At 37.3% G+C, this 19,403-nt stretch carries 22 protein-coding genes and 1 pseudogene; 17 read left to right on the top strand and 6 right to left on the bottom strand.

Annotation, left to right across the window (positions count from 1 at the left end):
- The first annotated feature begins 1 nt into the window (after nt 1).
- From ACTYBU_RS20100 to ACTYBU_RS20055, 10 genes are all read left to right on the top strand, one after another.
- Nucleotides 2–898, top strand: coding sequence for a carbohydrate ABC transporter permease (locus ACTYBU_RS20100; RefSeq protein WP_445492514.1), 897 nt, complete (start codon nt 2–4; stop codon nt 896–898).
- Complete coding sequence (locus ACTYBU_RS20095; protein ID WP_445492512.1) at nt 895–2,004, top strand: ABC transporter ATP-binding protein; 1,110 nt, start codon at nt 895–897, stop codon at nt 2,002–2,004. Before ACTYBU_RS20100 ends, ACTYBU_RS20095 begins: the two co-directional genes overlap by 4 nt.
- Complete coding sequence (locus ACTYBU_RS20090) at nt 1,991–2,857, top strand: inositol monophosphatase family protein (RefSeq protein WP_445492510.1); 867 nt, start codon at nt 1,991–1,993, stop codon at nt 2,855–2,857. Before ACTYBU_RS20095 ends, ACTYBU_RS20090 begins: the two co-directional genes overlap by 14 nt.
- Before the next feature lie 15 nt (nt 2,858–2,872).
- A complete protein-coding gene (locus ACTYBU_RS20085) occupies nt 2,873–3,598 on the top strand; it encodes a glycerophosphodiester phosphodiesterase (protein ID WP_445492508.1) in 726 nt (241 codons plus the stop codon).
- A gap of 12 nt (nt 3,599–3,610) precedes the next feature.
- On the top strand, nt 3,611–4,525 hold the full coding sequence (locus tag ACTYBU_RS20080) for a hypothetical protein (RefSeq protein ID WP_445492506.1): 915 nt from the start codon (nt 3,611–3,613) through the stop codon (nt 4,523–4,525).
- A gap of 674 nt (nt 4,526–5,199) precedes the next feature.
- Entirely contained in the window at nt 5,200–5,793 is a 594-nt protein-coding gene (locus tag ACTYBU_RS20075; RefSeq protein ID WP_445492505.1) for a cell wall hydrolase, read from the top strand.
- A gap of 366 nt (nt 5,794–6,159) precedes the next feature.
- On the top strand, nt 6,160–6,438 hold the full coding sequence (locus tag ACTYBU_RS20070; RefSeq protein ID WP_445492504.1) for an ArsR/SmtB family transcription factor: 279 nt from the start codon (nt 6,160–6,162) through the stop codon (nt 6,436–6,438).
- 158 nt (nt 6,439–6,596) lie between these two features.
- The gene (locus tag ACTYBU_RS20065; protein WP_445492502.1) at nt 6,597–6,980 is read left to right on the top strand and encodes a VOC family protein; all 384 of its coding nucleotides are present in this window, start codon (nt 6,597–6,599) and stop codon (nt 6,978–6,980) included.
- Nucleotides 6,981–7,207: 227 nt separating this feature from the next.
- Nucleotides 7,208–7,387, top strand: coding sequence for a hypothetical protein (locus ACTYBU_RS20060; protein WP_445492500.1), 180 nt, complete (start codon nt 7,208–7,210; stop codon nt 7,385–7,387).
- Between the two features lie 63 nt (nt 7,388–7,450).
- Nucleotides 7,451–8,320 (top strand): YitT family protein, encoded by an 870-nt coding sequence (locus tag ACTYBU_RS20055; RefSeq protein WP_445492499.1) that lies wholly within the window; start codon nt 7,451–7,453, stop codon nt 8,318–8,320.
- Nucleotides 8,321–8,561: 241 nt separating this feature from the next.
- Here ACTYBU_RS20055 and ACTYBU_RS20050 read toward each other — a convergent pair whose 3' ends face one another.
- Nucleotides 8,562–8,954 carry a MerR family transcriptional regulator gene (locus ACTYBU_RS20050; RefSeq protein ID WP_445492497.1) on the bottom strand — a complete coding sequence of 131 codons (393 nt, stop codon included), beginning with the start codon at nt 8,952–8,954 and terminating at the stop codon, nt 8,562–8,564.
- A 223-nt stretch (nt 8,955–9,177) separates the two neighbouring features.
- Here ACTYBU_RS20050 and ACTYBU_RS20045 point away from each other — a divergent pair, with 223 nt between their 5' ends.
- From ACTYBU_RS20045 to ACTYBU_RS20030, 4 genes and pseudogenes are all read left to right on the top strand, one after another.
- Nucleotides 9,178–10,617: an aldehyde dehydrogenase family protein gene (locus ACTYBU_RS20045; RefSeq protein WP_445492496.1), complete on the top strand. Its 1,440-nt coding sequence runs from the start codon at nt 9,178–9,180 to the stop codon at nt 10,615–10,617.
- Between the two features lie 39 nt (nt 10,618–10,656).
- Nucleotides 10,657–10,788, top strand: coding sequence for a hypothetical protein (locus ACTYBU_RS20040; protein WP_445492494.1), 132 nt, complete (start codon nt 10,657–10,659; stop codon nt 10,786–10,788).
- A gap of 19 nt (nt 10,789–10,807) precedes the next feature.
- A pseudogene (locus tag ACTYBU_RS20035) lies at nt 10,808–10,894 on the top strand (SEC-C metal-binding domain-containing protein); the annotation flags it as partial.
- 136 nt (nt 10,895–11,030) lie between these two features.
- Nucleotides 11,031–11,153, top strand: a complete 123-nt coding sequence (locus ACTYBU_RS20030; protein WP_445492492.1) for a hypothetical protein — start codon at nt 11,031–11,033, stop codon at nt 11,151–11,153.
- A 445-nt stretch (nt 11,154–11,598) separates the two neighbouring features.
- Here the strand turns inward: ACTYBU_RS20030 and ACTYBU_RS20025 are convergent, their stop codons facing one another.
- From ACTYBU_RS20025 to ACTYBU_RS20005, 5 genes are read right to left on the bottom strand one after another with little or no spacing between them, the layout of a single operon-like run.
- Complete coding sequence (locus ACTYBU_RS20025; protein ID WP_445492491.1) at nt 11,599–12,564, bottom strand: ABC transporter ATP-binding protein; 966 nt, start codon at nt 12,562–12,564, stop codon at nt 11,599–11,601.
- Nucleotides 12,557–13,543, bottom strand: coding sequence for an ABC transporter ATP-binding protein (locus tag ACTYBU_RS20020; protein WP_445492489.1), 987 nt, complete (start codon nt 13,541–13,543; stop codon nt 12,557–12,559). Before ACTYBU_RS20020 ends, ACTYBU_RS20025 begins: the two co-directional genes overlap by 8 nt.
- 11 nt (nt 13,544–13,554) lie before the next feature.
- Complete coding sequence (gene opp4C, locus ACTYBU_RS20015) at nt 13,555–14,478, bottom strand: oligopeptide ABC transporter permease (protein WP_445492488.1); 924 nt, start codon at nt 14,476–14,478, stop codon at nt 13,555–13,557.
- Between the two features lie 14 nt (nt 14,479–14,492).
- Nucleotides 14,493–15,449: an ABC transporter permease gene (locus ACTYBU_RS20010; RefSeq protein WP_445492486.1), complete on the bottom strand. Its 957-nt coding sequence runs from the start codon at nt 15,447–15,449 to the stop codon at nt 14,493–14,495.
- 52 nt (nt 15,450–15,501) lie between these two features.
- Nucleotides 15,502–17,229, bottom strand: coding sequence for an ABC transporter substrate-binding protein (locus ACTYBU_RS20005; protein ID WP_445492484.1), 1,728 nt, complete (start codon nt 17,227–17,229; stop codon nt 15,502–15,504).
- A gap of 988 nt (nt 17,230–18,217) precedes the next feature.
- Here ACTYBU_RS20005 and ACTYBU_RS20000 point away from each other — a divergent pair.
- Genes ACTYBU_RS20000 through ACTYBU_RS19990 form a run of 3 tightly spaced genes read left to right on the top strand, consistent with a single transcriptional unit; the run spans nt 18,218 to nt 19,331 of the window.
- A complete protein-coding gene (locus ACTYBU_RS20000) occupies nt 18,218–18,808 on the top strand; it encodes a hypothetical protein (protein ID WP_445492483.1) in 591 nt (196 codons plus the stop codon).
- Nucleotides 18,809–18,830: 22 nt separating this feature from the next.
- On the top strand, nt 18,831–19,178 hold the full coding sequence (locus ACTYBU_RS19995) for a hypothetical protein (protein WP_445492481.1): 348 nt from the start codon (nt 18,831–18,833) through the stop codon (nt 19,176–19,178).
- A 6-nt stretch (nt 19,179–19,184) separates the two neighbouring features.
- On the top strand, nt 19,185–19,331 hold the full coding sequence (locus ACTYBU_RS19990; RefSeq protein ID WP_445492595.1) for a DUF4832 domain-containing protein: 147 nt from the start codon (nt 19,185–19,187) through the stop codon (nt 19,329–19,331).
- Nucleotides 19,332–19,403 lie beyond the last annotated feature (72 nt).

Below are 19,403 nucleotides of genomic sequence, written 5' to 3'. Positions count from 1 at the left end.
AATGGATGTAACTAGTTCTCATAAAGAAACAAAAGCTGTAAAGCCCTTTGCACTTAAATGGAAGCAGCGTCTTCCTTATTTCATTGCTTACGGAGTGCTTGGCATTACGACCATGCCAATTATTCTTATGTATTTATGGCTGTTAATGCGTTCTTTTTCTGAACAAATGAAATTTGGTTTTATTCCTGTTTCATTTACGCTTGAAAATTGGACGTTTTTATGGACAGCTGTAGAGCAGGGTGGGACTGTTCTCCCAAGTATTTGGCTCGCTACGTGGAACTCTTTTCTATTTGCGGGAAGTTTAACTGTTCTTGAAGTAATCATCGGTGTGATGGCTGGATATGCATTAGCCCGTATCGAATTTCCTGGGCGCCAAGCGTTGATGAAAACGACTTTGATTTTACATGCATTTCCTAGTGTAGCTCTTCTGATTGCCGTATTTTATATCCTCAATTTTATGGGATTATTCGATTCGCTTTGGGGAGTCGTATTAGTAAAAACAGCGATGCAGATTCCGATGACAGCATGGATTGTGAAAGGGTTTTTTGATGACATACCATGGGATGTAGAATGGGCAGGGATGCTTGACGGCTGCAGCCGGATTAAGGTTTGGTATACGATTGTTCTTCCACTTGTTAAGCCTGGAATTGCAGCAATCAGTATTTTTTCATTTCTATCTGGCTGGTCTGAATTTTTATTGCTATATACCTTTATTTTAAACGATCAAAATGTGACCTTGTCCGCATATCTTCATAAATTAATGAGTGATCCAAATATGGTGGACTATGGGCTTTTGTGTGCTGTTTCCTTGTTTTATATGCTGCCAGTCTTACTATTTTTCATTTTTACGCAAAAATCATTAATGCAAGTAAGTAGCGGAGGAGGTAAACGTGTATGATCATTGAAATGAAAAATATTTGTAAATCCTTTAATCATCAAACGAACACCATCAATGATTTAAACTTAACGATTCATGATGGAGAACTTGTTGCGTTACTTGGACCAAGCGGCTGTGGTAAGTCTACAACCATGTTAATGATCGCTGGTATTTATAAACAGAATAGTGGTGACTTATATTTTGACGGTCAGCTAGTGAATGGTGTAGAGCCAAAGGATCGTAATATTGGCATGGTGTTTCAAAGCTATGCTTTATATCCTCATATGACTGTATTAGATAATATTGCTTTTCCGTTAAAACAACAAAAAGTAAGCAAGGAAAAACGATATGAAAGAGCCAAAGAAGCAGCTGAAATGGTACAGCTAGAGCACTTACTAGATAGAAAGCCAAGTCAATTATCAGGAGGCCAGCAGCAGCGTGTGGCTTTAGCTCGTGCGATTGTAAAAAAACCAAAGGTTCTTCTATTAGATGAACCATTATCGAATCTAGATGCCAGATTGAAAATTGAAATGAGAAAGGAAATTTCTCGAATTCAAAAAGAACTTGGCATTACAACGATTTTAGTTACCCATGACCAAGAAGAAGCCATGACGATGGCTGATCGAATTGCGGTTATGAATGAGGGAGAAGTCATTCAATACAGCACGCCGATGGATTTATATAAAAATCCAAAGGACTATTTTGTCGCTCAGTTTATTGGCACACCACCAATGAATTTTATCCAAGGAAAACTAACTTCAACGGATCAAAAAGCTGAGCTCACATTCTCAAAATCAACGCTTTATTTTGATCGGTCACTACTTGATATAAGTACGAATCAATTGGATGTCACGATTGGGCTACGTCCACATGATCTTAAATTAGGATTAGAAGGGGAAATTCGGATGAATGGGACGGTTCAACTTATTGAACCGATTGGGCATTCTCAAATGATCAATGTCAATATTGGTCATGAACAGGTTCATTTTTTTGTCGAACCTAATATGAGATTAAATATTGGGCAAGAATTGGTCCTATCAACCAATGTTGAGTCCCTGCATATTTTTGAAAAAACTACTGGAAAAAATGTAAGGAAAGATCTTGTGAAGGAACTTGTCCGAAATTAATAGAGAGAAAATAGAGGATAAAAAAATGACATTAGAAATGAAACAGGATTTAGAATACACCTTGTATCATATGGCCATTGAGTATGCGAAGCAGGCTGGGAGCTTGATTAAAGAACATATTGGAAACATGGGAGAGGTTGTCCAAAAAAAGAATGCTTCAGATCTAGTCACAGAAGTTGATCAAATGACGGAAAAGATGCTTCGTCATAAGATTAAACAAAATTTTCCGGATCACTGGATCCTCTCTGAAGAGGATTGCGGTCAAGCAAATGCTTATCAAGCTTTTCAACAATTTGATTCTGGTTACGGATGGATAATAGATCCGATTGATGGTACAACCAATTTTATTCATGGTATTCCATATTATTCAGTGTCAATAGGAATTGTAAACAATAAAGAACCAGTGATTGGTGTTGTTTTGAATCCAATGACAGGTGAATTATATACGGCGAGGAAATCAATGGGTTCATTTTTAAATGAGCAGCCGCTTCGTGTCGGACAAGAAATGAAATTAACAGAAGCCGTTGTGTCGACTGGATTTCAGGCTAATGACTTTAAAGTTGGTTCGCGCGTTCTTCAGCAAATGGATAAGCTAGCAGGGAATAGCCGAAATATTCGGATGTTTGGAGCTTCTAGTCTAGATTTGTGCCAAGTAGCCTCTGGCAGATTAACAGGATTCTGGCATGAAGGTTTAAATCCGTGGGATACAGCGGCAGGAATTTTGATCGTAACGGAGGCTGGAGGAACAGTTACAGATAAAGATGGAAACCCATACAAGCTCTTTCATGAATCGCTCGTAGCCTCTAATCGTAATATCCATAAGGATCTTTTGAATACGATCAAACTTAAATAAAGACAGGTGGTTAAATTGAGAAAACCATTGATTACAGCTCATACTGGCTGTATGAAGACACCCCCCAATTCCATTCAATCCGTCATCGAAGGGATAAAATCTGGGGCAGATGTGATTGAAGTAGATGTAAGATCTACAAAAGATGGAAGTGTTGTTCTGCTGCATGATGAACATTTTCATACACAACACGGAATGATTCGCGTCCAAGATGTAACATTCCAGGAATTGAATGATCTAACTCAATCGGATAAGGTGGTTCGCCTAGAAGAGGTTTTGCCGCTCATTAAAGAAAGTAATCGAGTGATCAATTTAGATGTAAAAGAAGATCATGCGATCGATCCAATGATTAAGACAGTCGAAAAATTTAAGATGAGAGAATCTTCTATTATAAGCGGATGTGAAAAGGATCGAGCTGCTTTTCTAAAGGGAAACTATCGACCTTATCAAGTTCTCTTAAATGCTAGTAAAAGCTTATTTGAAGCTAATAAGGAAGATTATGAATCTTTTATTAAGGAAACTTTTCAGGATGCGATTGCAGCATCATGCTGTGGAATCAATATTGACTACCGCATTTGTCGTGAAGAGTTAATAGCTGCTTCCGCATTACGCTGTTTGCCCGTTTTAGTTTGGACGATTAACGAAACGCATGAAATGGAAAAGTACGTGAAACTGGGTGTTCACTCGATAACGAGTCATGAAGTTGAAACACTAGTGGAGTTAACGAACAAGCAGAAAACTTAGGGGGAATCCATTTTGATCGATACTTTTCTTGACGAGTGGAAGAAAAGAAATGAAAAAATCTCGGAATTAATGAACAATAAGAAGATTGCAGAACTTGATTTTTATGAGCACGCGATTTATCAGCTGGAGCTTTTAAAAAAGGCAGACCCAAACCAAGTGAGCTATGTATCTAAACAAGCAGAGTTTTACCATTTAGATGGACAGCTTCGAAAAGCTGGCGATTTGTACCGCAAAGTACTAGAAATGGAGCCGTTTATTCCTTTAACTGAAAAGGATGAACGCCTCATTCACAAGTTTTGCCCAATTTTAATGATTAATCCAAAAGAATGCTTCCCACTTAAGGATATAGTCGTTGTTCATCATCCTTCTAAGCCTGTGATTGGCTATCATTTATTTTGGGAAGATGACTATGATTTTCCAGATGACTATGAACCTTGTGATCATGAAGAGGTTTGGGTCGAATATGATCCTGAAACGGAATCGGTAACAAATGTGATGTGCTGGTTCCATTCCCGTGTATTAGAGTCAGAGGATGCGGTAAAAGAGGCACATAATAACAATCAGAGGGCAATCATTCAAATCGAGTGGGGGAAGCATGGCTCACTTTTATGTGGATGGCAGCAGATGAACGAACCATTGACAGGAATTCCAATTCAAGAATGGCTTCAAGACACCTATGAACATGTGAAAAATGGCGGTCGTGTTCCTCTTCACCCGTTAAAAAGATTTTGGACAAAAGGGTTCGAAGGAAGCTTTGAGGAATATATTGATTTTTCCGTTCCCATCGATCCTTTGGCATGGCTTCATAAAAAACCGCTCATGTTTAAAACAGAATGGGTGAATGCTGTCATATTCACTCAATCATTGTTGTACAATTTTCACCCTAAGATGGAATGGCCGGAACGATTCTATCGTTCTATCGAATAGCAGGGAAATCTATTGGGATTTTTGATCAAAAAAAGCTAGGTTTTACTCGTAAAGAGAAGAAGACCTAGCTTCTGTATTTAATAATTCGATCGCTCAAGCTTATGGATATTTCTCGTCAAAAGACCTGCTATAAACTCTAGGTCACAGGGACACCCCGAAGTGCCTCGAGATTTGTCGAATATTGATAGATTAGAAGTGAGAAAGTTTACTTGTTGTGCCTTTTTTTCTTGGTTCATTTTTATGATGGTAATACCGTTTGAAATGCATCTAATTTTAATTCAAACGAATAACGCTTATAACTTCTTTGTTTAGACATGGAAATCACTCTTTTATTGTAATGTAATAATAGTCAATTAAGTGTCCACAATGCCTTTCCCTGTATAAGTATGGATAAAACAATAATAAAATCATCCTTCCCTAAAGCAACAAAACCCCTCTTTCTCTCTGTTACATACTGTTACAATACTGTAAAATTCGGTCCACATTTTTCTACAAGAGAATGTTTTTGGAATTTTTAAGGATGTGGATAATAATTCCTTTAATTTTTACTTCCTTTATTTTCATAGGTTGGAGCTAGCAATCTTGCATTTACCATGTTTTGTATCATGAATGGAAATATTACATCTGATAGCCTAATAGTAGAGCAAATGAAAGACCGCTAGGAGGCGCAAGGAATGAAAAAAGTAAAAAAACTAATAGTAGCCGCTGGGTTAATCGTATCTCTTTCCGCATTTACGTTAACCAATGAAACAGAGGCAGCAACAAATCACACGATACATAATGGGGAGACATATTGGAAAATAGCAAAGGGATTCGGCATTCCATTAAATAGTTTAATGAATGCTAACAATAGTAAACCACTTATTGCAGGTGAAACAATGATACTGCCAAACGCTACTATTTCCGCTGCAGATAAAGATTTAATGGCACGTTTAGTGCATGCAGAGGCAGTTGGTGAGCCTTATGCTGGAAAAGTAGCTGTTGCTGTTGTTGTATTGAACCGTGTAAAAAGTGATCAATTCCCTAATACAATCCGTGAAGTCATCTACCAAATCTCAAATGGGCATTATGCATTCACTCCTGTACAAAATGGACAAATCAATCAGCCAGCTGATGCTGCTTCCAAAAGAGCAGTAAACGAAGCGATTGCTTTAGGTGAATCAGGGAAGGGATCTTTATTTTTCTTCAATCCTAAAACTTCAAGCAGCAAGTGGATTTTATCACGTCCCGTTATAGTTGAAATTGGGAATCATCGTTTTGCAAAATAAAAAGGATGTCTTTTAAAGGGGCTGCCTCTTTGAAGACGTCCTTTTATTCTATCTTCCATACCTTTCAATATATTGGAACAATGAAACAGCCCCACAATGCGAGAAATAATTTTATATATATAATTTAATTATTCATTCAACATATTATGACAATCATTCTATATAATAAAAATAATTATCCAAGTTCCAGATATATACTATCTATCAATCTCTCAAAGGTGAATCAACAAACCGTGCCTGACCCCCAGTAGATTAATGCGTTAATCTACTGGGGGTCAGGCACGGTATCATCCGGTTCCTTCATCACGCAACCATCCAGTTGCTTGTTTTTTGACAAGCAACCACAGAGTTGCTTATAATCGATATATGAATTGGGACAAAGACGCTATATTCAAAGCACTTGGCGACTCGACTCGGCGGCTCATAATAGACGAACTATCCGAACGCAATGAGATGACGTTGTATGAACTTACGGTACGTCTCATTATGAAGCACGACCTTGCTATTTCGCGACAAGCGATAGCTAAACATCTTTCTGTATTGGAAGATGCAGGGCTCGTAAAATCAAAACGAAAGGGAAAATATCGAGTGGTAATATTCAATAACGAACCACTTAAAAATTTGCTGAAAGGATGGATAGAGTAATTGTATAAAGTGAACCTTCCATCAGTGAGGGTTTTACTGCCCGTTAAGTGTGGGATAAAATCGGAACAGGACTTCTGAGAAATGTATGGTGTTTTGCTTGCAGCCAGATAGTTAGCACAGCATCAAGCGTCAAAAATATCAAAGGAGGCAATAACAGTATGAAAATCATTGTTACTAGTATATTCGTACAAGATCAAGACAAGGCACTGGAGTTTTATTCAGAAAAACTGGGGTTTGTAAAAAAGGAGGACGTTCCCGTCGGAGAATTTAGGTGGATAACGCTTGTTTCTCCAGATGCTCAAGATGGTACCGAGCTATTACTCGAACCGAATAACCATCCTGCCGCCAAGGAGTATCAAAAGAAGATATCCGACGAGGGCATCCCAGCAACAATGTTTGGCGTTGCAGATATTCGAAAAGAGTACAAACGATTAATGGAAAAAGGCGTGAAGTTTACGATGGAACCAACTGAAATGGGCGCAGTCACAATAGCTGTCTTCGACGATACATGCGGCAACCTTATTCAGATAGTGCAGAAGTAACTTCATGATGAAGTAACGTAATTCTTAACGACTTTATTGGTAAGTTTTAAGTTCGGTGAAGTGTTTTTTATCAAAAATTAATCAAATTTATGTTAACCCTGTCCTAATTTAGGACGGGGTTATACATATATAAGAGAACGCTTTGATTGACATCAAGCAGAAACGCTATTATTAATTTGTTAAAATTATAATAGGTTGAATTGAATTTTCAGCAAAGGAGTAAAAATATGACTGTTAAAGTAAAATTACAAGATATAATAGACGTGCTGGACTTTGATAGCGAAGAATGGCTGTCATTGATAGATACACGAACGGGTGAAATTGTAAATATATCTTTAGAAGATGTGAGAGCGGAAAAAAAAGAAGTTCAGACCAAAATAGAATACTTGAATAGAGTACAGTGTTAAAATAAAGAGTAAAGGAAGTATCAAATTACATAAATAAGGCTGAAACGGGGAAAAGAAAATCAAATGAGTACAATAACAAAGAAAAAAAGCAATAAACTTTTTAAGTTTTCACGTGCATTATTGGTGATTATTGGAGGGATTATTACTGCTTATGGATTAGAAGCTGTTTTAATTCCAAACTCTGTATCCGATGGTGGTGTAACAGGTCTGAGTATCGTTGGTTCGCAATTTGGCTTACCATTAGGACTTCTAATTGCTGTATTAAATATCCCATTTGTTTTTTTAGGATATAAACAAATTGGGAAAAGTTTTGCTATTTATTCCGTAATTGGAATTGCTTCACTAGCGGTTAGTACAAGTCTTATGCACCAAGTACCAACAATTATAGATGGGGATACGCTGCTCGTAACCGTTGTTGGTGGGATTATTATCGGTTTTGGAATGGGTCTAGCTTTGCGTAATGGGGGCGCATTAGACGGAATTGATATGTTAGCCGTATTACTTTCTCGGAAATTACCGTTTGGGACAAGTGATCTTATTTTATTTTTAAATATGTTTATTTTTATTGTTGTATCAACGGTGTTTGGTCTTCAAGGGGCTATTTTATCCGCAATTGCTTATTATATTGCATCCAAAGTGATACATATTGTAGAAGAAGGTTTAAGTGGTTCGAAAACCTTTAATATTATTACCGATCATCCTGAATTAATGGTGGAGACAATCCGTGATCGATTAGGCCGTGGAGCTACGTATAAACTAGCACAAGGTGGTTATACACAAGAACAATTTAAGGAAATTACCTGTGTCATTAACCGTTTGGAAGAAAGTAAAATGAAAGAAATTATCCGTGAAATTGATCCGCGCGCTTTTGTCGCGATTTACGATGTATCCGAAGTAAAGGGCGGGAACTTCCAAAAGAAAAATATTCATTAATCTATCCGAATAGCATTTAGCCTTTGTTTAGAGTGTTGTGGTTGATCTGTCTAATATTAAGAAAACCTTATATAGCCTAGCCACCAAATATTGCTAAAAGCCTGCCCTCTCATGGGACAGGCTTTTGTTTTGAGAGACATAGCAACTTTTGATGAATGTTTTTAGAGGACTCTCCTTTGCTACCCTTTGCTCGCGGTGAAAGGGGAACCTGTATGTTTCAAGTGGCCATAAGCACTGCATTTTATACCTTATTTAATTTTTTTCCATAATTCGCCTTTTTGTGCTCAATAAGAGCCAGTTGTGCTTCAATCTCCTGTTTTTGGGCTAAAAGTATTGTTTCCTGATTTAAGACAATCGAGTATTTTTCTTTCAACTCCATTGTAACATCAGTGGAGAGGTCAATGTAATGACGAATCATGTCAATTCCCATTCCTGTGCTTCTCATACATTGGATCATTCTTAATCTCATAATTTGATCATCAGAAAACAGGCGGATATTATTCCGATTCCGCGCTATATTTTGCAATAAGCCGATTTCCTCATAATAGCGGATTGTAGGTTTGGGCAGGTTCGTTATTTTTGATACTTCCTTGATGGAGTATTTCGGCTCAGTGCCGTAAATAAATTCTTCCATAATTTTCTCCTATTTCACTTGATTCAAGTTACTTGAAGTGTTTGGAAATTATTATAGCATCCGATTCAAGGGAAAACAAATCATAGTTTGTATTGTTGAACCAGCAGATTCCATAAAAAGTTCTTTTTCAATATTTTATATTTTTTATTGACTTCAAGTTACTTGAACAGAGTACAGTGATCCTAGAAGCATTAATCATAAATATCGCATAGGAGGTAAAGAAATGAAAAGTGACGTTAAAATCAAACTTATTGACAAGGTATATATCAATGGAGAATTTGTAAAACCTGACGGGACAGAAAGGATGGACATTATCAACCCGTCAACAGAAGAAGTAATCGGACAGGTGGTTTTGGGAAATGAGTCAGATGCCCGAAAGGCGATTGGAGCTGCGAAAGAAGCATTTAAGTCTTTCTCGAAAACTTCCATTGCGGAACGGGGACAAATGCTTGAAAGGATACATGATGCAATCTTATCAAGGGCTGCTGATTTAAACCAGGCGTGCATGGAGGAATATGGCGCTACAGCTAAGGCAGGAGATTTTAGAACCCGAATCTCAGCTGACAGCTTCCTTTTGGCAAAAGAAGCGATGGAAGCCTTTGAATTTACAAAATGCATCGGGAAAGCCAAGGTTGTTCTTGAACCCGTGGGTGTCATCGCTGCGCTCACACCCTGGAACGCAAATAATTCCCAGATCGCTATAAAGGTTGCTACAGCCATATCAGCAGGCTGTACGATTGTTGTAAAGGCCAGTGAATTTTCCTCCATTCAGACTCAAATACTGGCCGAGTGCTTCCATGACGCTGGATTGCCTGCAGGGGTAGTCAATATTGTATACGGGCTAGGTACTACCGTCGGCGCCGAATTATCCCGCAATCCGGACATTGCAATGATTTCGTTTACGGGCTCTGTGAATACAGCAAAAGCCATACACCATAGTGCTGTTGACACAATGAAAAGAGTCGTTCTTGAATTGGGCGGTAAATCAGCAAATATTATTCTGGATGATGCAGACTTTACAAAAGCGATTCCTCGTGCCGTTACAAGTTGCTTTGGAAATCACGGACAGATGTGTATTGCCGGCAGCAGATTACTGGTTCCGGAGCATCGGTTTGATGAAGTGAAAGAACTAATAATACAGGCGGTTGTAAATACTAAGGTGGGCTATCCCTGGGAAGAAGATACATTTATTGGCCCCATGATGAATGAGAATCAATACAAAAGGGTTCAACGATATATCAAAATCGGTATGGAAGAAGGTGCGGATTTAATCATAGGCGGAGAAGGACACCCAAAAGGTCTGGAAAATGGGTATTTTGTAAAGCCGACCGTTTTTGCAAATGTAACCAGAGATATGACGATTGCGAAAGAAGAAATATTTGGACCCGTCCTGTCTATTTTAACGTATAGAACAGAGGAAGAAGCGGTAGAAATTGCAAACGATACAGAGTATGGGTTAGGCGCATATATAAGTTCCTCTAATTTGGAAAAAGCCAGCCTTATTGCCTCCCAGCTTATTGCCGGAACCGTGTACATTAATGATGTCATTCTTGAAATGAGGGCTCCTTATGGTGGGTTTAAGCAATCAGGAATCGGTAGAGAATGTGGCATATATGGTCTTGAAGAATATCTTGAACCCAAAACCATACTGATCTCTAATTGATATATTTCACTGATAAACTCTGAAAGCTGTTTGTCAGTATTGAAAAGGATAGATCTAAGCCATCGTAAAGGAGCGGTAAAAGTTGCTGCTATCCCAAGTGAAAACGAGATAGAAATAGTGAATGATTCCATTAACAAGGCGACTGGATATTCGTTGAAGGTGATGGTGTAGGGAGGGACTGATAATAGGCCCGATTCGAAAGGAAAATAAGGTAGGCAGAAATGACCCATGTCAATGTGGAAGCGGAAAAAAATATAAAAAATGCTGTGGGAAATAAGGTGAAATTACTAATCAGTTAGGACCTTGAAATATTTGTATAACTATCTCATAGTAGAAATAGTAATTAATCAGGTGTTCAGCTGTATTTTCTAAAGAATAGTGTTAGACTATTCTTAATGATGGAGGTGTCTCATATGAGTGTAAATCAGCCTTATTCAAAGAAAGTGATATATGCTGAATATTTAACTTGGCCAGATGAGCCGCGATACGAAATCATTGATGGCATTTCTTTTTTGCAAGCTGCGCCATCGAGGTAGCATCAGGCGATTGTAACGAAATTAACTGGTGAACTATATACTTTTCTTCAAGGAAAAACTGGTGAAAATAATTAATGGAAGGAAAAAGAGGGACTAAAAATGGTTCCTCTTTTTTCGATGTTAGGGAAGAAGGTTGGGGAAAAACAGGGTAGTTCTTTGCTTTTTGCTCGAAGGAAAGGGGAGAGCATGAAATTGTTGATGCTCTACTCCAGGCATAGGGTTAGTTGAACTTATCGGACCTTTACGGGCAAGTTTCAACTCCTAGATTCCTCGATTCCTCAACATCTTGAGGTGGGGGTCTTACTGCCCGTTAAGAGTGGGATAAATGTTTTTTAATAATAAAATTTAATTAAGATAATACTAGTGAAATGAACTAGATTTATTCTTTGCATTTATAAGAAAATATAATTCTACTTTCCCTGTTAATTCATCTTTGCAAATCTCTTTACACATAGTGGCAAGCCACGAAATGACGATTCCCCGTATTGCGATATGGTGGAATTTCTTTTGCGCATAGTTCGGTGGCAATTGGACATCTTGTTCGGAACTTGCAGCCTGAAGGGGGATTTACCGGACTAGGAATATCCCCTTTTAGAATGATTCGATCTCGCTTAGCTGTTGGATCGGGAATTGGTACAGCAGAAAGTAGTGCTTTTGTATATGGATGTAAGGGATTATCAAATAATTCCTCTTTTGTCGCAAGTTCTACAATATTCCCTAAATACATTATCGCAATTCTTGTACATAGATGTTCCACAACACTTAAGTCATGAGAGATGAATAAATAAGATAGTCCATGTTCTCTTTGTAGCTCACTAAATAAATTTATTATTTGAGCTTGGATAGATACATCAAGTGCAGCAACCGGTTCATCCATTACAATAAATTCTGGGTTTAAAGCCATTGCACGAGCAATAACAATCCGCTGACGCTGACCGCCAGAAAATTCATGTGGATAACGATCAATATGGAAAGGAGAAAGTCCACAAATTTCCATTATTTCTAACACCTTTGTTCGTACCTCTTGTTTGGAGACAAGACCATGTTCTAACATTGCTTCCCCAATTGCATCCCCTATACGAATTCTAGGGTTTAATGAACTGAATGGATCCTGAAAAACGAGCTGTGTTTGTGTACGCAGCCTTTGAACTTCCTTTTTAGATAAAGAAAAGATATCTTTTCCCTTGAATTTCACTTCTCCGTCTGTTTTATCATGTAATCGCAAAATTGTCTTTCCAATTGTAGATTTCCCACTTCCAGATTCACCGACAAGACCAAAAACCTCTCCCTTTTCGATTGTAAAACTTACTCCATCTACTGCTTTAACCGAATCGCCGAATTTTTTAAATATCCCTTTTGAACTAGAATAATATTTTTTTAGATTGGTTACTTCTAATATGGCTTCACTCATAAACTGCACCTTCCTCATATAACCAGCAGGCGACATCATGTTGTTTCGATGTCTTTGTATAATTAGGCTGTATAGAACGGCATATATCCATTGCATGTTCACAGCGATCAGCAAAATAACACGAATCCTTCAGTCCAACCAAATTAGGGACTTGACCGGCGATTGTGTAGAGTTTATCTTTTCGTTCTCCAATAACTGGTTTTGCTTTTAATAAACCTTGTGTATATGGATGTTTTGGTTCAGCAAAAAGCTTTAGAACTGGCCCTTGCTCTACCACTTTTCCGGCATACATTACTACTACATAATCCGCCATTTCTGCCACAACCCCAAGATCATGTGTAATGAGTAAAATGGATGTTTTTAAATCCTTTTTTATATCACGTAATAAATCTAAAATTTGCGCTTGAATGGTAACGTCTAATGCAGTTGTTGGTTCATCGGCAATGATTAGCTTTGGGTTGCAGCTGATAGCAATGGCGATCATAATCCGTTGAAGCATGCCGCCGCTTAGCTCATGTGGATACATCGAGATGATTTTTTCTGCATTGGGAATGCCCAGCATCGTAATTAATTCGGACGCTTTTTTATAAGCATCTTTTTTGCTTAATAATAAATGCTCTTGCAATGGTTCGATCATTTGCTCCCCAATGGTAAATACAGGGTTTAAAGAAGTCATTGGCTCTTGAAATATGATGCTAATATCATTGCCGCGCAATCGGCGCAAATCCTTTTTATTTAGCTTTAAAATATTTTTTCCTTCAAAAAATACCTCGCCGCCCTCAATTTTTCCGTTTTCCGGAATAAGCTGCATAAGCGATAATGCTGTTATGCTTTTTCCACAGCCTGATTCTCCGACTATACATACTGTTTCTCCTTCACGTATTCCGAAGCTTACATTATTTACAGCCTTCACGGTGCCGCTTTCCGTCTCAAAATGAGTTTGTAGCTGATTTATTTCCAGTAAAACATTGCTGCTCATACCGCACTCTCCTATCTTCTCATTTTTGGATCAAGAGCATCCCTTAAACCATCTCCAAGTAAATTAATGGATACCACGGTCAAAAAAATCGCTACTCCTGGAGGAATCCATAGCCATGGCCGTTTTCTAAAATCCATAAAGTTATTGGCAGCATCCATCATATTTCCCCATGAAGGAGTCGGTGGCACAACCCCAAGTCCAAGAAAACTTAACGCGGATTCACTCAAAATGGACCCAGCAACATTTAAGGTTGCAACAACAAGTAAAAGGGGGACCGTATTCGGAATAAGATGATGTAAAATTTTTCTCCGGTCAGATAAACCGAGAACCTCTGTTGCCTGCATAAAAAGCTGTTCCTTTAAGGACAGTATTTGCCCGCGAACCAATCTTGCCAAACTTGGCCATCCAACAAAACTAAGCATAATCATGATGATATAAAGTCGATATTCCGCAGGAACTTTCAATTCCGATAAAATCGCTCCCATAATAAGAAGCAGCGGCAAACCGGGTATAGACATCAGAACATCAGCCAATCGCATAATAATCATATCTACAAGCCCGCGATAATATCCGGAAATTGCTCCTAATAAGGAACCAATTAAAATAGATAGAAACATCGAGGCTAAACCTATTGTTAAAGAGATTTGCCCTGCCATCATCAGTCTTGTCAACACGTCGCGACCATACTCATCTGTTCCAAGCCAATGCTTTCCACTTGGAGGCTGGTTCATAAACGACACATCTGTACGATCTAATAGATAAGGAGAAAAATTTGGACCAATAAAGCTTATCAAAAACATAAATAGTAGAAAGAAAAAGCTTATCATTGCTAGCTTGTTCTTTTTTAAACGTCGATAGGTTAGTCTGCTCAATGAAGGTGATTTGACTGCAACGCTTGTTCTTTTTTTCGTTTTAATGGATTTTGCTGTTTCCATTCTTTATCCCCTCTTTATTTCAATCTAATTCTTGGATCAACTGCTGCATATGTTACATCCGCTAAAAAGTTTCCGATAATTGTTAAGCAGGATAGAAACAAGGTAAAAGCCATTAAAACCGGATAATCACGAAAACTAACCGATTCCATCTGTATTTTGCCAACACCGGGCCAATTGAAGATTTGTTCCATAATAATGGCTCCAGAGAATAGACCTGGCAATTCAAAAGCAAGCAGTGTAATCGCTGGAAGGATAGCATTTTTCAAAGCATGTTTGAAAATAACTACTCGTTCTTTTAACCCTTTAGCACGTGCTGTTCTAATAAAATCTTGCCGAATTACCTCCAACATCCCTGTTCTAAAGTATCTTGTTAATGATCCGATGCTTAGCAGTGTTAAAATGAGAACAGGTAATATCATATGCTTGCTTACCTCAAGAATATGGGAAATGCCAGTGCTGTTGCTGCCAGTATCTATCATTCCACCTATGGGTAGGATTTGAAGGTCTACACCGAACCATTTAATAAATAACAAGCTGATAAAAAAAGATGGGAAGGACATAGCCGCAAATACAAAAAAGGTAATCAAGCCATCAAACCAAGAATATTGTTTAATGGCAGAGAATACACCCGTTAATAAAGCAATGGACCACGTTAAAAATAATGCGAGCACTGCTACAATAAATGAATTCCAAACGTATTTATTAAGCAGGGAAGTAACTTTTTCCTGGTGCTTTAAAGAGTAGCCAAAATCCCCTTGAAGTGCATGTCCAAGCCAAGTGAAGTAGCGCTTTAATACTGGCTGATCCAATCCATAAAGCGCTTTTAGTTCTTGAGCCCTTTGTGGTGTTAAGCTAATATTCGAATCGATGTAATCTCCTGGAAGCATCGCAAATAAGAAGAAAATAATAAAGGATGTTCCAAATAAAATGATAATCATTTGAATAAACCGTTCTAAAACATACTGTTTCATTTGCTTTCCTCCATAAGAAAATGCCTAGCTTTTATGCTAGGCATTCAAATCATTACTTGCTAATCGAAATGTTTGGAAGGCTAGCTCCAATCCCGGTATAATTGTCAGGAACTAATCCCTGTATTTGGCCGCTTACTGCTCTTGCACTTTGTCGATAATGGATAAGAATAATTGGTGGATCATCAGTAAATTCTTTATAAAGATCATGATAAATTACTTTACGTTTCTCTATATCTAACGTATTAAGACCTTTTTGAACCAACTCATCTACTTTAGCGTTTGAATATCCCGCAGCATTGTTTGGATTATTTGTTGTAAATTCTTCTACAGGATCACTTGGATCAAGTATTTGCGACGTAGAAACCGCAGCAAAGTCATAATCTTTATCATTCAGTTTTGCCACTAAAGCATTAAAATCCATAATTTCTGGTTCGAATTTAATTCCAATATCTGCATAGTTTTCTTTTGCGATTGGAATAATTGGATCATCAGCAGTTCTTGTTAAATAATGAATAACAAACTGCTTTCCATCTTTTTCACGGATGCCTTTTTTCCCAGGCTTCCAGCCGGCTTTATCAAGTAATTCCTTCGCTTTTTCAGCATCAAATCCATATTGATGAACACCCTCATTGTTATAAGCCCAAGAAATTGGAGATACTGGAATATCTGCAACTTGTCCGTATCCTTTAAATTTTACATCCACGATTTTTTGTCGATCTAAACCGTAAATAAGAGCTTGTCGTACTTCTTTATCCTTAAATTGTGGACGCTTATTATTCACATAAATAAAGCCAAAGTCATTTACAGGTCCTACATTAATATTAGCGAATCCCAAGCTTTTCAACTGTTCTACCGTATCGTCATCAGCTGAGAACCCTGCATAATCAAGTTCGCCAGTTTCAAATAATTGCAGAGAAGTAGTCGTGTCAATAACTTTGTAGATAAGATTTTTCGTTTTCGGTTCACCTGCGTAATAATTTTCATTTGCTGCATATCGAATTTCTTGTTCAGGAACATATTTTTCAAATTTATATGGTCCAGCACCAAGTGGTTTTGAATACAATTCTTTTAAATAATCGAGTTTGCCATATTGATAGTCTTTTCCATAATATGCTTTAGATAATACTTGACCGCCCAACAGCAGCAAAGATTTAGCATTTACTTTCTCCGTAGTGATTGCAATCGTATCTTTATCAATTACCTTAATTCCTTCAATCGTTTTTGCTTTTCCTTCTTTATACTCTTTCCCCCCTTTTATCGCAGCTAAAGAGATGTCCTGGTATCCAGCATAAGCAGGATCATGTAATAGGGTTAAGGTAAAGGCAACATCATCAGCAGTTAATGGTGAACCATCACTGAATGTCAGATTCTTTCTTAAATGAAACGTATATGTAAGTTGATCATCTGTAACATCCCAGCTCTCTGCAAGAATCCCTACAGGCTTTCCATCCTTATTCAAATCAACTAATGGGGCAAATATAGGAGTTGTTGCATTTCCGTCCCATCCATTTTCATAGAAATAAGGCAAGAATACTCCTCCAGGCGCGGATATTCCGGCAATAAACGTATCTTTTCTTTGTTTTGTCTTAGCAGGAAGCTTCGTTAAATCTGTTGCTTTGTAGCTTGTATTTTCAGCGTTTTTAACATTTGTACTTTCTGATTTGCCTTTATTCGTACTGGATGATGATGTATCTTTTTCGGTATTGCTGTTTAATGCACAGCCGGTAAGAATCACCGTTAACAAGATAGTGCTTAATAAGCTGATTACAATTTTTTTCACTTTATTTCCCCCTTTTTATTATGTATAGTCCCATCTTTGTTTGTCATAGTTTAAGTATATATTTCCCATTTTGTTTAAAACCGATAAAACCGATAAGAATTATTATCTATTAAAATATACTATCACATTGCAAATTATTGTCAAATACTTTTTGAGAAAAAATTGGTTTTTTTTCACAGGTATTTTTTTCTATAAAATTGTTTCAATATTTTCATTATTCTTGTTGGAGAGGATCGTCATTCTTTGCGTGCAAAACTGTAAAAAAGTCAATTAATAGAATGGATTGAGTCTCTATAAAGCTATTAAAAGCATATTAAATGGATTCTTGTATATAGGATGAGCAGCTTTTTCCATTCATTCTGTCTGCGATATGAAAGGAAGTGTCATGATGGTGGAAAATAGTGAACAATTAAGTTGGGTTTAATTATTCTGATATATCAGAATAATTAAATTTCTAGATGAGAGGGTACTTACTAAAAATAGCAATGGCTAAATTGGTTTAGAACCACCATATTATGACTACTATTCTGTATAATAAAAATATCCAGTTTAGTGGAATTTCAGTTCCAGCTATTTTCCATACGTCAATCTCTCAAGGGTGAATTTATCCCACTCTTAACGGGCAGTAAAACCCCCACTTCGAGATGCTTGTTAAGTATTACTGTTATTGTATTATTTAGAGGCAACTATGGATTAGCTAGCTTTATATCAGGGGTAACAGGTTTGATTACTGCCTTTTTGAGACTATTTCATTACACGAAGTACCTTGAGTATTATACATTCTGTTCCCAGCCTCTGTTTACAGCTGACAAAAATAGCATAATGGAGAGAATTGCTCACAGGATGAATAGATGGAATGGAAGCGAAAGAAGTAACTAACAAGCTAACTCGAAAAAAAGTTTTATCTTATTAAGGTTCTAAGACTATCTTCATGAAGATTTGATTTTATTAAGTTAGGAAAACAAAGGGAACATGGAGTGAAAAAATAATGAGGATGGTACTGGTTATTTTTATGCTACTGCTTTCAGTTGTTAGTAAAAAAGAGACGATAAAAATGGAAAAGGTAGATGATGTTGTTATAAATCCTTTTATGGGTTGTGCTCCCCCTGCAGAAGGAGGGCCATACTCACAGCCTCATTCACTCGTTTATGCAAATCTTACCTGGGAGGATCTAGAGCCAGAGAAGGGATTTTATGATTTCGAACAAATAGAGGAAAAATTCAAATTTGACTATTGGAAGAAGAAGAATAAGAGACTGATTGTTCGGGTTGTATTGGATTATCCCGGGGAAGCCGGCCACAAAGATATTCCTGACTGGCTATATAATGAAATAAATCAGGAAGGTAGTTGGTATGAGCATGAGTGGGGCAGCGGTTTTAGTCCTAATTACATTAATTCAAAGCTGATTGATTACCACGAAAAACTAATAGAAGCACTGGCTGATAGATATAATAAGGATCCCTTTATATCGTTTATAGAATTAGGAAGCATAGGCCATTGGGGAGAATGGCACACTTTGCAGCAAGATGGTATTTTTATCCCTTTTCCATTACTGCCAGTTGCAGAAACACTATCTTGAAAGATTTACAGATAAAATATTATTGATTAGGCGTCCCCACCAGATTGCACTGGATAATAATATAGGATTATACAATGATATGTTTGGAAAAACAGACCATACTGTTCAAGAATTTTATAGCTGGGTAACCAATGGCTATAACTTTTGGCAAACAGGTGAATATCATCCTGCTATGGCTGATGCCTGGAAGTCTTCGCCTATTGGGGGAGAGTTTGCACCAACAAATGAATGGGGAGATTATTTCTCTCCCATGACCAATTCTTCCATCATGGAATATTTGCAATTAACTCATGTCAGTTGGTTAGGTCCAAGCTCGCCAGTAAATTATAGTCCCAATGGACAATACCAAAACGAAATAAATCGTTTTTAAAAGAAAATTGGTTACCATTTTCGATTAATGGAGGCAAAATATCAGAAGGATGTTAGGTCAGGTTCAAAACTATCATTAGAGATGACATGGGAAAATAGTGGCGTAGCTCCTTTTTATTCTATTAACTTATTTTATTTCATGTTTTTAAATTAATAAATCGAAATTCGGTTTATTTTTTTTTGAAAATTAAGAACAACAATAAATAGCGTTATGAATAGTTAAGGG

It is taken from the genome of Niallia sp. 03133 (genome assembly GCF_052663225.1).
Note: the sequence above shows the minus strand (reverse complement) of the source record. Positions and strands in the feature narration are given on the sequence as shown.